We start from the raw sequence: 16,021 nt of genomic DNA, 5'->3' as shown, positions 1-16,021 counted from the left end.
AATTCGGGACGAACGGTCCATAGTGGGCGCGGTTCCGGCCACCCCACTCCGAGCGAACGGCATGTTCATCGCCTCCAGTGCGCCGAAAGTGCCGTTCGCTCAAGAAGGGGTGGGGTGGAACCACACAAGTCGGGCACCGGCCGGGGCGAGCAGAGATCGGGTACATCGGCATACAAAAACACCCTCCCGGATCCCGGGAGGGTGTTTTCTTACTGTGGAGCCTAGGAGATTCGAACTCCTGACATCTGCCTTGCAAAGGCAGCGCTCTACCAACTGAGCTAAGGCCCCGTTCGGTTTTCTGACCGGAGTCAGAGTACCTAGGTTCTATCCTGTTTCCAAATCGTGCCAAACCTTGTCTCCGCGCTGACTTTTGATCAGCTTGGCGACCCCGAGAGCTACCAGAATTCCGGCCCCGACAAGCAGGAAAACCTTCATTCCAGCAACCCTTCTTCGGCACATGGGAGTGGGCCTAGGAGGACTTGAACCTCCGACCTCTTCATTATCAGTAAAGCGCTCTAACCACCTGAGCTATAGGCCCCTGAACCGATTCCAAAGATTACCCCACCGGGCCGCTGACACCAAAACGGGCCCGGCGGAGCAATGTTTTCGCAGGTCAGTCGCGGTCGGCGAGAGTTACCTCTACGCCGCCAACCAGGTCGCTGCAGAGGTTGTAGATGAACGATCCGATCGTGACGAGTGCCGTGAAAAGCACCATGTTCGCGATGCCGATCAGCGCGGCGTAGCCGAACACCTGGCCGGCCGTCACCAGACCGTCGGAGCCGCCATCGGCAACGATGTCGGTGAACGCGTTGTTCAGGCGATCCCAGACGCCCATGCCGTCGAGAACCACGTAGAGCAGTCCGACGGCCACCATCCACACGAAGAACAGCGACACCGAGATCACGGATGTGATCTTGAGCGTGGACCACGGGTCGATACGACGGATCTGGACCGTTGCGCGCAGCGGCGCACCGTCCACGACCGAGGCCGATACGGCGTGAGTTTTCTCACCCTTCACCGCAGCAGGCAACGGATGCTTGGCCTCGGAGAGGTCAGGCATGTCCTTCGGTAGATCCTTGCGATCGATGTGCCGAGTCGGCCCGTCGATCGCGGCGGCTTTTGCTTTCGGATTAGCGACCGTGGGATTGGCGACCGTGGCGTTTCCAGCCTTGGGATTTGCGCCCGAGGGTGTAACAGCCTTGGCTGCTGCCGCGCCGGCGACGCCACCGGTAGCTGCGGCAGCCGCCGTTCCCGTCACGACGGGACGTGCCGACGGGTTGCCGGCAGGACGACCCGTCGGTGCACCGGCAGCGGGGCGACCCGATTGCGGCTGTCCCTTCGGCGCACCACCCTGCGCGGGGTTTTTGGCCGGACCACCCTGCGCCGGACCACCCTGCGCCGGGCCGGCCGCTGCAGGACGCTGCGGACCCGCAGGCGGCTTACCCCCGGCAGGAGCTGCCGGTCGACCCGCAGGAGCACCAGCGCCGGCTGGGCGCGTGATGTTGGTCTGCGGCTGACTTTGCGGCGCCTGATTCTGCGGTGGCTGAGTCTTCGACGCCGGGGCTTTGGACGCCGGGTTCTGAGCAGCCGGGTTCTGAGCTGGCTGCCCCTGCGGCTGACCCGACGGCTGGGGTCCGCGTTGCCACGGCGGCGCCTGGCTGCCACGAGCCTGATTGGCAACCGGTTGCGGCGGAGCCTGACCGTCACCCTTTGCCGGAGTTACCGGCGCAGCCGGAGCCACAGAAGGAGCGGAAGGAGCTTGACCCTTGGCCGCACCCGCGGCGTCGGAAGCCCCACCCGCCGGCTTCTGAGCCGACGGGCCGCGAGGCGGCTCCGGTGCCTTGGGCGCCGGAGCTGCCTCGGAAGCTTTGGGTCCGCCGTCCGCTGGAGCTGCAGGTTTCGAGGTCTGCGGCCCCGCCGGAGCAGTTGCCTGCTCCGGCTTCGGTGGCGTCGAACCTGAAGTGCTTTCGCTCTTCTGGTCACTGCCCGGCTGGTTGGGAGTGCTCACTAGGACTCCTTAGCTCCATCGGCATTGTCTGCGTTGTCGGTGGTCTCTGCAGCGAGCTCTTCGGGCTCGTCGGCGTTGCGCGCAATCGCGAGCAGTGTGTCGCCTTCGCCGAGGTTCATCAGACGCACGCCCTTGGTCTGGCGTCCCGCCTTACGAACCTGCTTGGCAGCCGTCCTGATGACGCCGCCGCCCGAGGTGATCGCGTACAGCTCGTCGTCGTCGTCGACGATGAGCGCACCGACCAGAGTGCCACGTTTCTTGTCGTACTGAATCGTGAGCACGCCCTTGCCGCCGCGACCCTGCACCGGGTAGTCCTCCATGCCGGTTCGCTTGGAGTAACCGCCCGACGTGGCGACCAGGAGGAACGTTCCTTCACGAACGACGTTGAGCGAGAGCAGCTCGTCGTCACCGTTGAAACGCATGCCCTGGACACCGGAAGTGGCGCGGCCCATCGGACGCAGTGCCTCGTCGGTGGCCGAGAAGCGGATCGACTGGCCCTGTGCCGAGACGAGAAGGAGGTCGTCTTCGGCGGAGCAGAGGACAGCGCCGACCAGTTCGTCTTCACCGCGCAGGTTGATGGCGACGATGCCACCGCTGCGGTTGGAATCGAAGTCGGTGAGCTTGGACTTCTTGACCAGACCGTTGCGAGTGGCGAGCACCAGGTAAGGCGCGTCTTCGTACGTCTTGATCTGGATGACGGACTGGATGCGTTCGTCCGGCTGGAATGCCAGCAGGTTGGCAACGTGCTGACCGCGAGCTGTACGGCTCGCCTCGGGCAGTTCGTAAGCCTTGGCGCGGTAGACGCGGCCCTTCGTGGTGAAGAACAGCAGCCAGTCGTGCGTCGACGTGACGAAGAAGTGCGAGACGATGTCGTCCTGCTTGAGGCCGGCACCCTGAACACCCTTGCCGCCGCGCTTCTGCGAGCGGTACAGGTCGGTCTTGGTGCGCTTGGCGTAACCGGTCTCGGTGATCGTGACGACGACGTCTTCGCGGGCGATCAGATCCTCGTCGTTGACGTCTCCGTCGGCGGCGATGATGCGGGTACGACGGTCGTCGCCGTACTTGTCGACGATTTCCTTGAGCTCGTCACGAACGATCGCGCGCTGACGCTCCGGGCGAGCCAGAATGTCTTCGAGGTCCGCGATTTCGAGTTCGATCTCGGCCAACTCGTCGACGATCTTCTGACGCTCGAGGGCGGCCAGACGACGCAGCTGCATGCCGAGGATGGCGTCGGCCTGGATCTCGTCGACGTCGAGGAGTTCCATCAATCCGGCGCGAGCGATGTCGACGGTCTGCGACGCACGGATCAAGGCGATGACCTCGTCCAGAGCGTCGAGGGCCTTGACCAGACCGCGCAGGATGTGGGCGCGCTCCTGTGCCTTGCGAAGCAGGTACCTGGTACGACGAACGATGACCTCGAGCTGATGCGTCGTGTACAGACGGATCATCTGATCGAGGCGCAGCGTGCGCGGCACTCCGTCGACGATGGAGAGCATGTTGCAGCCGAAGCTGGTCTGCAGCTGGGTGTGCTTGTAAAGGTTGTTCAGCACGACCTTGGCAACGGCGTCACGCTTGACGGTGACGACGATGCGCATGCCGACGCGGTCCGAGGACTCGTCGTGGATGTCGGAGATGCCACCGATCTTGGCGTCACGAACCTGCTCCGCGATGGAAGTGATCAGGTTGTCCGGGTTGACCTGGTAGGGCAGCTCGGTGATGACGATCGTGGTGCGGCCCTTGGCATCTTCTTCGATCTCGACGACGCCGCGCATACGAACGGAGCCACGGCCGGTGGTGTAGGCGTCCTGGATGCCCTGTCCACCGACGATGAGCCCGTGCGTCGGGAAGTCGGGTCCCTTGATGCGCTCCATGACGGCCGCGAGGGTGGCTTCCTCGTCCGCCTCGAAGTTCTCGAGCGCCCAGTAGATGGCCTCGGCAACTTCACGCAGGTTGTGCGGCGGAATGTTGGTGGCCATACCGACGGCGATGCCGTTGGAACCGTTGATCAGAAGGTTCGGGATACGGCTGGGCAGAACCGTCGGTTCCTGCGTCTTACCGTCGTAGTTCGGTGTGAAATCGACTGTCTCATGGTCGATTTCGCGCAGCATTTCCATCGCGAGCGGCGTGAGCCTGCACTCGGTGTAACGCATGGCGGCTGCGCCGTCGTTGCCGCGGGATCCGAAGTTTCCCTGACCGTCGACGAGCGGGTAACGCAGCGACCAAGGCTGGGCCATACGGACCAACGTGTCGTAGATCGAGGAGTCGCCGTGGGGGTGGTAGTTACCCATGGTCTCGGCGACCGGTCGGGCAGACTTCACGTATCCGCGGTCGGGGCGATATCCGTTGTCGTACATCGCGTAGAGCACGCGGCGGTGCACCGGCTTGAGTCCGTCGCGGACATCCGGCAGAGCGCGACCGACGATGACGCTCATGGCGTAGTCGATGTAGCTGTTCTGCATTTCCTGCTGGATGTCGACCGGTTCGATCCGGTCGTGTTGCGGACCGTCCGGTGGCAACGTGGTGTCGGTCATGAGCTCACTTTCTTAAAAGAGGGGGCAAGCCCCTGTGCGCGGAAAAGGAGCCCGGGGACTCCTCAACCACGCACAGGGCCGCAGGCCTACACGTCGAGGAAACGAACGTCCCGGGCATTGCGGGTGATGAAGCTGCGTCGTGCTTCGACGTCTTCGCCCATCAGCACGCTGAACAGCTCGTCGGCAGCAGCCGCGTCGTCGAGCGTGACGAGACGCAGAACGCGCACCGTCGGGTCCATCGTGGTTTCCCACAGCTCCTTGGCGTTCATCTCGCCGAGGCCTTTGTAGCGCTGGATGCCGTCGTCCTTGTTGATCTTCTTGCCGGACTCGAGGCCGGCCTTGACCATCGCGTCGCGCTCGCGGTCGGAGTACGCGAATTCCGGCTGCGCACCCTTCTGCCACTTGAGCTTGTACAGCGGCGGCTGCGCGAGGTAGACCTTGCCGTGCTCGACGAGCGGCCGCATGAAGCGGAACAGCAGCGTGAGCAGCAGCGTTGCGATGTGCTGACCGTCGACGTCGGCGTCGGCCATGAGCACGATCTTGTGATAGCGCAGCTTGGCGATGTCGAACTCGTCGTGGATGCCCGTGCCGAACGCGGTGATGATCGACTGGACTTCGGTGTTCTTGAGGACGCGATCGATACGCGCCTTCTCGACGTTGATGATCTTTCCGCGGAGCGGGAGGATCGCCTGGTACATCGAGTCTCGGCCGGACTTGGCCGAGCCGCCTGCGGAGTCGCCCTCCACGATGTAGATCTCGGACTTCTCCGGATCGTTGGAGCGGCAATCGGCGAGCTTGCCTGGCAGGCCACCGAGGTCGGTCGCGCTCTTACGGCGGACCAGCTCACGCGCCTTACGTGCGGCGACGCGGGCTTGCGCCGACGAAACAGCCTTGTTCACAATGGTTTTCGCGTCGGCCGGGTTCGCCTCGAACCAGTGCGCGAGGTGCTCGTTGCACGCCTTCTGCACGAAGGACTTGACCTCGGTATTGCCGAGCTTGGTCTTGGTCTGACCCTCGAACTGGGGTTCACCGACCTTCACCGAGATGATGGCCGCGAGTCCTTCACGGATGTCGTCACCGGTGAGCTTGGGATCTTTGTCCTTGAGCAGCTTCTTTTCGAGCGCGTACTTGTTGACCGTTGCGGTCAGTGCGGCGCGGAAGCCCTCTTCGTGGGTACCACCCTCGTGGGTGTTGATGGTGTTGGCGAAGGTGTGCACGGACTCCGAGTATCCGGAGTTCCACTGCATTGCGACCTCGAGCTCGTGGCCGGTGCCCTTGGCGGTGAATCCGACGACCGAGTTGTGGATCGGGGTCTTGCTCTTGTTGATGTGCCGGACGTAGTCCTCGAGTCCACCGGGGTAGTGGTAGATACGGGTCTTGGACTTACGCGGCGCTGCCTGAGCAGCTTCTTCGGCTTCTTCGGCAGCAGACTTGGGAGCCTCGGCCACCTCGGCAGCTTCGTCGTCGATGACCTCGGCGCGCTCGTCGGTCAGCGTGATGGTCAGGCCCTTGTTGAGGAAGGCCATTTCCTGCAGACGACGCGCAACGGTCTCGAAGTTGTAGCGGGTGGTCTCGAAGATCTCGGGATCAGCCCAGAAACTGACGGTGGTGCCGGTCTCCTTCGTCGGGTCGCCCTGTACGAGCTCTCCCGGCTTGGAATCGGTGTACGTCTGCTGCCACCGGTAGCCGTCGACCTTGATGTCGACGTCGAGCCGGGTCGAGAGCGCGTTGACCACCGAGATGCCGACGCCGTGCAGACCACCGGAGACGGCGTAGGAGTCGGAGTCGAACTTGCCGCCGGCGTGCAGCTGGGTCAGCACGACCTCGACGGTGGGTACTCCGGAGGCGTGCATGCCGACCGGGATGCCACGGCCGTCGTCGATGACGCGGATTCCGCCGTCTTCGAGGAGGGTGACCTCGACCTTGGTGGCGTGTCCGGCCATCGCCTCGTCGACCGAGTTGTCGACGACCTCCCAAATGAGGTGGTGCAGACCGCGTTCACCGGTGGAACCGATGTACATGCCTGGACGCTTACGTACCGCCTCGAGTCCTTCGAGGACGGTGATGGACGACGCGTTGTAGTCCTTGCTGGAAGTGCTTGTATCTGACTTCTGGGCAGCCACGGGTGGGTAGCTCTCCTTCTCCGTCAATACTCGAGCGCAGCCGTCAGCAAGCCCTTGCGGGTGTCGTCGGAGCGGGTTCGAGAATGTTGCCGCTAGTTACCGTTGACCATCTTACTGGTAAGCACCGACTAGAAGCGGCCAATGACACCCCTGGCTGCGCCGCAGACGAATTTTTACGATCCCCGGAAGGTGAAACGCTAGGAACTTTGCTTCTCCGAGCGACGATCTCTCAGGCTCGCGATAAATGCCCGCGCATGTTCGGCAACCTCATCCGGATGTGAAAACGGCGACCAGTGTCCCGCGGCAATTTCACGTCGCTGCAGGTCGGAGACCCATTTTTCGGTGTCTTCGTATCCCACCGGACGAACGGCTTTGTCGTACTTGTTCAGAATGAGCTGAACAGGCACGTCCGTGTACCGATCCCGCGGCTTGCCGAGAGACGGCCGGATGTTCGCGCGATAAAGCTTGAGTCCGTTCACCATGTCGTCGGCAATGGTGGGCGCGGTGTTGACCACACGGGGGTCCAGACCGTCGAAGAAGCCCAGAAACGCCGGCCAGTGCTTGGAGAACCACAGACGCAACGGAAGGGTGCACAGCCCGGGAATCTGGAACAGAACGGTGTAGGCCGACGCAATTCCCTGCGCCGCCGGGCCGAGGAAACGACGCTTGGACGCGCTCGCCCGGATCCACTTGCCGAGATGATCGAGATTGGGGCCCGAGATGGACGAGAACGACGCGATCTTCTCTTCGGCACCCGGCTCGCAGACCGCTTCCCACGTTTCGACGGATCCCCAGTCGTGCGCGAGGACGTGCACCGGCTTGCCCGGGCTGACCGCGTCGATGACGGCAAAAAGATCGCCGGCCAGTGCGCTCAGTTGGTAGTCCTGCACCCTCGAGGGGATTGTGCTCTCACCGGCCCCGCGGCTGTCGTAGCTGACGACGCGGAAGTCGTCTGCCAGCAAAGGCACGATGAGGTTCCACAATTCATGGGTGTCGGGCCAACCATGCACCAGGACGATGGTCTCGCCGTCTGCCTTGCCCTGCTCGAACACGGCCAGGCTGACGGAACCGTTGGTCACGCGACGCGCGGTCACGGCATGGACAGGAGAGTGCTTCGACATTGTCGAACCCTTCGGAGTCGGGAAATATCTAGAGATCGAGAACGAGACGTCCACCGTCGGAACGGGATACGCAGATGAGCATCTCCGTTTCCTGTTCGGTGTCGGTCAGACGCCTTTCGCGGTGATCGGGTTTACCCGCGAGTACCTTCACACGACAGGTTCCGCAGAAACCCTGCTGACACGAGTACCCGACACCGGGCAATGTCTTCTTGATGACGTCGAGCGCGGACTCGTCGGCGGGCACGGTGAGTACCTGACCCGAATTGACAAGCTGCACTTCGAATTCCTTGCCGTCGATCACCGGCGGAGCCCCGAACCGCTCGAAATGCAAAGCGGTGGAGGGTGTATCGCGGAAACCGCGGCGGACGGCATCGAGCATCGGCGTCGGGCCACAGCAGTACACGGCGCCGCCGACCGGCGCTCGTCCGAGAAGGTCTGTGGTGGTGGGCAATCCGAACTCGTCGTCCGGGCGCACGAAGACACGTTCGGGATCCCAGGTTGCGATCTCGTCGAGGAACGGCATGGATTCACGGGAGCGGCCCGAGTACACGAAGTACCAGTCCATCCCCAATTCTCTTGCCGCACGGACCATTGCGATGATAGGCGTGATGCCGATGCCACCGGCAACGAACAGAGCGCTGCCTTCTCCGACAAACGGGAAGCCGTTGCGTGGTCCGCGTACCGTGACGTGCTCACCGGGCTGGAGAGCGTGCATCTCGATGGAACCGCCACCGCCGTCGGGGATCCGGCGCACCGCGACGCTGTACCCCGTGCGATCGGCAGGGTCGCCGCACAGCGAATACTGACGCCGCAGACCCGAAGGTAGATGGAAGTCCAGGTGCGAACCCGGATGCCACGGCGGAATCGGTGAGCCGTCTGCGGATTCGAAGCGCAGGCGAACGACGTTCTCGTCGGTCGCCACCACCTCACGCGTACTGACCACCATGTTCATGGCCGTGTCGGGGTTGTGGCCAGCGATCTCGGGGTTGTAGTCGTAGGCCGTCAACACCCGAAGGTACTTGTCCGCCAATAACTCCGTGATGCGCATGGCACGGTCGGGACGGTTCTTTCCGGACAAATCGGGTGGCGCCGGAAACCGCGGCAACCCGTCGTGCCCGGAGATGACGTCCTTGACCCTCGAGAGTGAAATCACCGTGCGGCCGCCTGGGCTGCGGGTGACGACGCCAGGTACTGCACCGCCTGGGCGGTCGAGCCCTCGTTACTGGGGTGATAGGACTTGCTGAAGTACGTCGACATCCGCTTGACCAGCTCGAACGACGTGGGAACTGTGCCACGCTTTCCGGCCGCGATGAAATCGGACAGGTGGGGTCGTCGACGGCTGGGGGCCTGAGCGGCAAGTTCGGGATCGTTGCGCATCAGGAACCGGGTTCCACGAATCCACAGCCACACGATTGCGGGCGTGACGAGGATCTGGGTACGGATCCGGCGGGTCTCACGCTTGTCGAAGTAGCGCATGACGTCGTACGCGACGGCTCGGTGTTCGACTTCTTCGGCGCCGTGCCAGCGAAGGAGATCAAGCATGGTCGGGTGCATGCCGGCTTTGTCCAGCCCCTTGGCGTTGAGCACCCAGTCGCCGAGGAAAGCAGTGATGTGTTCGATGGCCGCGATGATCGCCAAGCGCTCCACCAGGTGATTCTCGGCGCGCAGACCCGTCATCGGGCGCGGTCCGAGCAGTTTCGAGAATGCCCACTCCATCTGCTGGGTGTACGGCGTCGGATCGAGGCCGTTTTCCTTGAGATGGACGAGGACACCCGAGTGCGCGTTGGAGTGCATCGCCTCTTGGCCGATGAATCCGACGACGTCCTCACGGAGTTTCTCGTCCTCGATCAGAGGAAGAGCTTCCTTGAAGGTCTCGACAAACCATTCCTCACCGGCGGGGAGGAGAAGGTGAAGCACGTTGAGAACGTGTGTGCTGAACGGATCGCCCGGAATCCAGTGCATGGGCAGATCGGACCAGTCGAACTCGACATTGCGAGCCTGCAACAGGATGTGATCCGGCTCGGCGAACGACGAAGCGGGTGTCGATATCTTCTGCGACATCTAGCTACTCCTTCATGCCTGCCGATCGGTGGGGAACGACAGCCTTGTGACACAGTTCACTCACTAGCGAGTTTTAACTGTAACACGAAGTAATAGGTAGAACCAGGGCCTGGTTGAGTTTTCCTCAGCCGTACGTATCGCGAGGTCCGCGGCCTTTCACATGCCTTTCTCCCTTGCGCCAGCTAGGCGCACTCGGACCGGTGATCCGCAGTGTCTTCACGACGCCGTCACCGACGGCAGCAGCGATCTTGGCCAGAATCTGGGACTGCATCATGCGCAACTGGGTAGCCCACGCCGTCGACTCGGCGGAGATGCTGAGAACACCTTCTTTCAGAGAAATCGGCTCGGCGTGCGCGGAGATGTCTTCTCCGACGACCTGCGGCCACCGACCGAGGACCGTGCCCTCGGACACCTTGGGGGACCACCCACGCGATTTGGAGATAGCGCTGGTGAGAGCACCGAACGGCTGAGGGTCCCGCGCATCCGGGCCGGGGCCGGACCAACCGCTGCGTCGACGCGGGCGGCCGCTTCCGTATTTGGGCGACGAGCGCCCCTGCCCGACGGCCTTACCGTTGGCTTTGGCTGTCGCGCGTGCCTCCTCGAGGGCACGGCGCGCCAGATCGATCCCCTTGAGCTCGGGCTCCGGGGCCGCGCTGCTGTCTTCAGTCATCGAACTCGACCTCCTGATCTGCCGAGCCTACGGGCACTATCCGGGATATCCGACCGTCTCCGGTATCGGAGGCTTCGACGCCGAACTTGGCCGCCTCGAGTTCGTCCGGTACGTCCTCGGGAACAGCAGCTGTGATCAGTACCTGTTCTGCGGTGGCGGCAACGGTGGCGAGCGCACGACGGCGACGACGGTCCAATTCCGCGAAGACATCGTCGAGCATCAGGACCGGGTCGCTGCCGTCCGCGCGCAACAGAGCAAAACCTGCCAGTCTCAGCGAAAGCGCAAAAGACCACGATTCACCATGGCTTGCAAAACCTTTCGCCGGACTGTCGCCGAGAATCAGCTCCAGGTCGTCCCGATGCGGACCGACCAGACACACTCCGCGATCGATTTCCTTCGACCTCATCTGCGCCAACTCGAGATGGAATCTCTCCTCGAGGTATGCAACGTCGTCGATACCGGAAATCCTTGCAGGATCGGTGAATTCGGGATCCAACGAGGACCCCAGACTGCTCTTGTATCGAATCGACGCCGGGCGGGATTCGGGTGCAATGGAACGATACGACTCCGCCAGGTGGGGCGCCAGATCATGGACCAACTCGAGGCGCCCGGCCAACAATTGTGCGCCGTGAGCGGCCAGATGCCCGTCCCACACCTCGAGGGTGGAGAGGACGTTGTCGGACTCACCACCACGAGAACCGCGACGCAAAGCCGCACCAGCAGTTTTGAGTAGGGCTGAGCGCTGACGCAGAACTTTGTCGTAATCCGCACGGACAGCAGCCATTCGGGGTATCCGGGACGTCAACAACTCGTCGAGATAGCGTCGACGATCGCCAGGATCTCCGCGAACCAACGACAGATCTTCCGGCGCGAACATCACCGACTGCAGAATCCCCAGCACTTCCCGCGGACGACGCGTCGGAGACTGATTTATCCTGGCGCGGTTGGACTTTCCCTCGATCAGTTCGACGTCGATGGTCAGTTCGCGCCCGTTGTTGACCACCGTTGCACCGGCAAAGGCACTGGCGGAACCGCTGCGGATCATCGGTGCATCCGCGGACACTCGATGTGACGACAGCGTCGACAGATACCCGAGCGACTCGAGCACGTTGGTTTTACCGTGCCCGTTGGAACCGAGGAACACGGTTGTTCCCGGCGTGAGGTCAAGCGTCAGCGAATCCCAGGATCGGAAGTCCCGCAGCGAAAATCTACGAACGAACACTTAGCTTCCAGAAGCCGAATTCTTGGGCGAAGCGCTCTTGACCGCGTGACCACCGAACTGATTACGCAAGGCCGACACCGCCTTCATGGCCGGTGAATCATCCTGTCGTGAAGCAAATCTCGCGAACAGAGCAGCCGAGATGACGGGAGCGGGGACCGCGTGCTTGATAGCTTCCTCGACCGTCCAGCGGCCCTCACCGGAATCCTCGGTATAGCCCGTGATCTGCGCAAGCTCCGGATCCTCCTCGAGGGCGTCGACAAGCAGATCGAGCAACCACGAACGTACGACGGTTCCCTTCGACCAAGCTCGAAGCACACCGGGAACGTCCGCGATCAGGCTTTCCGCCTCGAGGAGCTCGTACCCCTCGGCATACGCCTGCATCAGGCCGTATTCGATGCCGTTGTGCACCATCTTCGCGTAATGACCAGCACCGACGGGACCGGCGTGGACAAAGCCGTCTGCAGCCTCACCGTCGGGGCGAAGGGCGTCGAAGATCGGCATTGCCTTCTCGACGTCGGGCTCGGATCCGCCCACCATCAGGCCGTAGCCGTTCTCACGGCCCCAGATGCCACCGGAGACACCGCAGTCGAGGAAACCGATCCCACGGGCACCCAGAAGCTCGGCATGGACAGCGTCGTCGGTGTAACGCGAGTTCCCACCGTCGATGACCAGATCACCGCCCTCGAGGGCATCCGCCAGTTCGGCAATGGTGCTCTGGGTGATTTCACCGGCCGGAACCATCACCCAGACGACTCGAGGTCCCTCGAGGGATGCAGCGAGTTCGGCAAGAGACCCGACATCGGTGACTTCCGGTCGAGGGTCGTATCCGATCACCTCGAGGCCATGCGCGCGCAAGCGCTCACGCATGTTGAAGCCCATCTTGCCGAGACCTACGAGTCCGATCTTCATACTGTTCTCCCTGGTCAGGCGCGAACTGAAGTGCGGGGTTCCACTCAGCCCGGAAGGCGAACCGGCATCAGCAGGTACGTGTACTCGCTCGAGGGCGCAGCGAAGTTACCGGACTCGTCTGCCGTGGGCTCTTCCTCGGCCGCGGGGCGGAGAACAGCCGGACGGCTGGGAGTGGTGAAGCCGAACAGAACATTTTCGCTGTGAAGCGAATTCAACCCGTCGATGAGGTAACCGGGGTTGAACGCAATGGTGAGTGCTTCGCCCTGGAACGACGCGTTGAGCGTCTCTTCCGCGCGGCCGGCGTCGTCGCCACCCGCAGAGAGGAGCAGGCCGTCAGCGGAGAACTGCATGCGAACCTGTGCGCCACGCTCGGCGACGAGTGCTACACGCTTGATGGCCTCGATGAGAGGCGTGACCTCGACCGTTGCCATCGCGGTGTGCTGAGCAGGCAGCAACTGACGGAACTTCGGGAACTCGGCGTCGAGGAGGCGCGTCGTGGTGCGGCGACCGTCGTTGACGATGCCGAGGAGTCCGTCGTTTCCGATGGTCGTACCGGAGCCGAGAGCCAACTCGACCGGCGAATTTGCATTGCCGGCAAGCGTTTTCGCGGACTCGGACAAAGTCTTGGCCGGGATGAGAACAGCAGCCTGGACGTCGGGATTGGCCGGAGTCCACTCGAGTTCACGTACGGCGAGACGGAAGCGGTCGGTAGCGGCGAGGACGATCGAATTCTGTTCGATCTCGACACGGATACCCGTGAGCATCGGAAGGGTGTCGTCCTTGCCGGCTGCAACAGCTACCTGGCTGATGGCTTCGGAGAACAGGTCGACGGGAATGGACCCGGACTGCTGCGGAAGCGTCGGAAGCTGGGGGTAGTCCTCGACCGGCATCGTGGGCAGGGAGAACTTGGCGCTTCCGCACGAGATGAGCACGCGAGTGCCCTCGAGGGTCACATCGACCGGCTTGTTGGGAAGCGACTTGGTGATATCGGCAAGGAGGCGACCGGAGACGAGTGCCTGACCTGCAGTTGTGACATCTGCCGAGACGCGGACCTGCGCGGATACCTCGTAGTCGAACCCGGAAACGGTGAGGCCGGCTTCGGTTGCGTCGAGAAGAACTCCGCCGAGAACCGGCACGGGCGGCCTCGAGGGCAGGCTACGAGCAACCCACGCTACTGAATCAGCGAACTCTTCCCGGGAAACGCGAAACTTCAGGCTTCCAAGCTCCATCGCCGGGTTATTCCTCTCGGTAGGCATGTTCGTCTGCTGCGGATCTGCATCAGCTCACTTGAAGTCTGACACAGACCAAGCGATGCCCACCGTATGCCCTCGAGGGCGCAAGTGGAAAGCCGAAGCCGCGGCGAGCGCAGCCTGAGGCGAGGTTCTCAACAGGAGTTGTCCCCAGAACTATTTTCAAAGAGCTTTTCCTAGGAAATTCTCAGTAGTAGTAATAAGTCCTGTGCAATCTGTGGAGCAACGGTTGTCGACGCTGGTAGGTCCCCTCGAGGGCCTGTGCACTTCTCGAGGACAGACTCGAGGACCAATCGACCCCCTCTGTGCACTCTCTGAAAGTTTTCGGATTCCTCCTCGAGAACTCCACAGACTTTCGGAGTTATCAACACACTTATCCACAGATGTGAATACTTTTCACAAGAAACGAAGAGTTTGTTCTCATCGGCGTGTCTGACTCCGGCGTGTCGTCCCTCGAGGTGGACAACCGCCCTCGAGGGGACCGCACGTGGAACCCTTCGAATACACCGATGCCGCTCGAGGGAACCTCTGCCTCGAGCGGCATCGATCGAAATAAGTGCAGGTCAACGCTTGGAGCGCTGCTTGATCCTTGCGGTCAACTCCTGAACCTGGTCGTACACCTTGCGGCGTTCCGTCATTTCCTTACGGATCTTCTTGTCGGCGTACATGACCGTCGTGTGGTCACGGCCGAACGTCTGACCGATCTTCGGCAAGGACAAATCAGTGAGCTCACGGCACAAATACATCGAGATCTGGCGGGCCTGAGCGAGTGGCCGGGCCTTACCCGGCCCACACAGGTCGTCGATCGACATGTTGAAGTATTCGGCCGTCACCGCCATGATCGTCGCCGCGTTGATCTCGAGGCTCGACGAATCGGGCATCAGATCGCGCAGGACCACCTCGGCCAACGTCAGATCCAACGGCTGGCGGTTGAGCGAGGCAAAAGCGGTGACGCGGATCAACGCGCCCTCGAGTTCACGAATGTTGCGCTCGATACGGCTGGCGATCAACTCGAGGACGTCGTGCGGGACCTCGAGGCGATCCATCCTCGCCTTCTTGCTCAGAATCGCGATACGCGTCTCGAGCTCAGGCGGCTGAACGTCGGTGATCAGGCCCCATTCGAAGCGCGTCCGCAGACGCTCCTCGAGGGTTGCCAACTGTTTGGGCGGACGGTCCGAGGAAACGACGATCTGCTTGTTCGCGTTGTGCAAGGTGTTGAAGGTATGGAAGAACTCCTCCTGAATACCTTCCTTGCCTTCGATGAACTGGATGTCGTCGACCAGCAGGACATCCGTTTCCCGGTAGCGACGCTTGAACGCGACCTTGCGGTCGTCACGAAGACTGTTGATGAAGTCGTTGGTGAATTCTTCGGTCGAGACGTACTTGACCCGCATGCCGGGGAACAGTCGCTGTGCGTAGTGGCCGGCGGCGTGAAGAAGGTGCGTCTTGCCCAGGCCCGAAGCTCCCCAGATGAACAAGGGGTTGTAGGCACGCGCCGGCGCCTCCGCGATCGCGACGGCAGCGGCATGAGCGAATCGGTTGGACGATCCGATCACAAAAGTGTCGAAGGTGTACTTCGCGTTGAGGCTGTTGGCGCCGGACCCCGAAGCAGAAGGAGTAGCGGGCGGCTTCGTGAAGTACGACGGCCACGATTCGTGAACGCTCGCGAGTGCTTCGCGGTCGTCGTCGACTTCTTCGGTCTCGGCAGTCTCGGAGTCCGAAGGTTCGCCGTCGCCTTCGGTGAATCTGCGCCGACGGTATGCGCCCGATGAGTTGACCGACTCGAACTGACGGCTGCCCGTGCGCTCCTCGACCGGTTCGGCGGGTGCGTCGGCATCGTCTTCGAGTGCGATGCGGACACCGAGTCCCTCGACCTGGCCGCCGAGGTGGCGTCCGAGTGCCTGCAGGATCGGCTCGCGTAGATCGCGCTCGATCGTCTCTTGAGCAAATGGCGATGGAACCGAGAGGAGTGCAAAACCCTGAGCAAGTGTGAGAGGCCTCACCAGACGGACAAATGCCTTCTGCTTGCTGCTCAAAGCCGGAAGATTACTTCCGGGGTCATCACTCGTGAGTTCTGCAACCACGTCGACCCAGACCCGTGCGAGCGCGTTGGGATCGTCGTTCAC

General features: G+C 62.4%; 11 protein-coding genes and 2 tRNA genes. All 13 read right to left on the bottom strand.

What is annotated here, in order from left to right; genetic code table 11:
- Positions 1-215: 215 nt before the first annotated feature.
- The 13 genes from EHW12_RS00065 to dnaA all read right to left on the bottom strand — a co-directional run bounded on the left by EHW12_RS00065 (position 216) and on the right by dnaA (position 16,021).
- Positions 216-288, bottom strand: a tRNA-Ala gene (locus EHW12_RS00065).
- 176 nt (positions 289-464) lie between these two features.
- Positions 465-538 (bottom strand) — tRNA-Ile (locus EHW12_RS00060).
- Between the two features lie 75 nt (positions 539-613).
- Complete coding sequence (locus EHW12_RS00055) at positions 614-2,008, bottom strand: DUF3566 domain-containing protein (protein WP_125050132.1); 1,395 nt, start codon at positions 2,006-2,008, stop codon at positions 614-616.
- Positions 2,008-4,539, bottom strand: coding sequence for a DNA gyrase subunit A (gene gyrA / locus EHW12_RS00050; RefSeq protein WP_003942463.1), 2,532 nt, complete (start codon positions 4,537-4,539; stop codon positions 2,008-2,010). The genes EHW12_RS00055 and gyrA overlap by 1 nt, the downstream gene beginning before the upstream one ends.
- Before the next feature lie 86 nt (positions 4,540-4,625).
- Positions 4,626-6,662 carry a DNA topoisomerase (ATP-hydrolyzing) subunit B gene (gyrB, locus tag EHW12_RS00045; protein ID WP_003942515.1) on the bottom strand — a complete coding sequence of 679 codons (2,037 nt, stop codon included), beginning with the start codon at positions 6,660-6,662 and terminating at the stop codon, positions 4,626-4,628.
- A gap of 197 nt (positions 6,663-6,859) precedes the next feature.
- Positions 6,860-7,783, bottom strand: coding sequence for an alpha/beta fold hydrolase (locus EHW12_RS00040; protein ID WP_125050131.1), 924 nt, complete (start codon positions 7,781-7,783; stop codon positions 6,860-6,862).
- A gap of 28 nt (positions 7,784-7,811) precedes the next feature.
- Entirely contained in the window at positions 7,812-8,933 is a 1,122-nt protein-coding gene (locus EHW12_RS00035) for a PDR/VanB family oxidoreductase (RefSeq protein WP_039973074.1), read from the bottom strand.
- On the bottom strand, positions 8,933-9,844 hold the full coding sequence (locus EHW12_RS00030; protein ID WP_007729174.1) for a metal-dependent hydrolase: 912 nt from the start codon (positions 9,842-9,844) through the stop codon (positions 8,933-8,935). Before EHW12_RS00030 ends, EHW12_RS00035 begins: the two co-directional genes overlap by 1 nt.
- Before the next feature lie 124 nt (positions 9,845-9,968).
- The gene (locus EHW12_RS00025; protein ID WP_003942471.1) at positions 9,969-10,514 is read right to left on the bottom strand and encodes a DUF721 family protein; all 546 of its coding nucleotides are present in this window, start codon (positions 10,512-10,514) and stop codon (positions 9,969-9,971) included.
- Positions 10,507-11,736 (bottom strand): DNA replication/repair protein RecF, encoded by a 1,230-nt coding sequence (recF, locus tag EHW12_RS00020; protein WP_125050130.1) that lies wholly within the window; start codon positions 11,734-11,736, stop codon positions 10,507-10,509. Before recF ends, EHW12_RS00025 begins: the two co-directional genes overlap by 8 nt.
- Positions 11,737-12,645 carry a phosphogluconate dehydrogenase (NAD(+)-dependent, decarboxylating) gene (gene gnd, locus EHW12_RS00015; RefSeq protein ID WP_047272670.1) on the bottom strand — a complete coding sequence of 303 codons (909 nt, stop codon included), beginning with the start codon at positions 12,643-12,645 and terminating at the stop codon, positions 11,737-11,739.
- A 44-nt stretch (positions 12,646-12,689) separates the two neighbouring features.
- Positions 12,690-13,874, bottom strand: a complete 1,185-nt coding sequence (gene dnaN / locus EHW12_RS00010) for a DNA polymerase III subunit beta (RefSeq protein WP_007729165.1) — start codon at positions 13,872-13,874, stop codon at positions 12,690-12,692.
- Positions 13,875-14,458: 584 nt separating this feature from the next.
- Positions 14,459-16,021 carry a chromosomal replication initiator protein DnaA gene (gene dnaA / locus EHW12_RS00005; RefSeq protein ID WP_003942491.1) on the bottom strand — a complete coding sequence of 521 codons (1,563 nt, stop codon included), beginning with the start codon at positions 16,019-16,021 and terminating at the stop codon, positions 14,459-14,461.

It is taken from the genome of Rhodococcus sp. NJ-530 (assembly GCF_003860625.1).
Classification (GTDB): Bacteria; Actinomycetota; Actinomycetes; order Mycobacteriales; family Mycobacteriaceae; genus Rhodococcus_F; species Rhodococcus_F qingshengii.
This window is presented reverse-complemented; position numbering and strand designations above follow the sequence as displayed.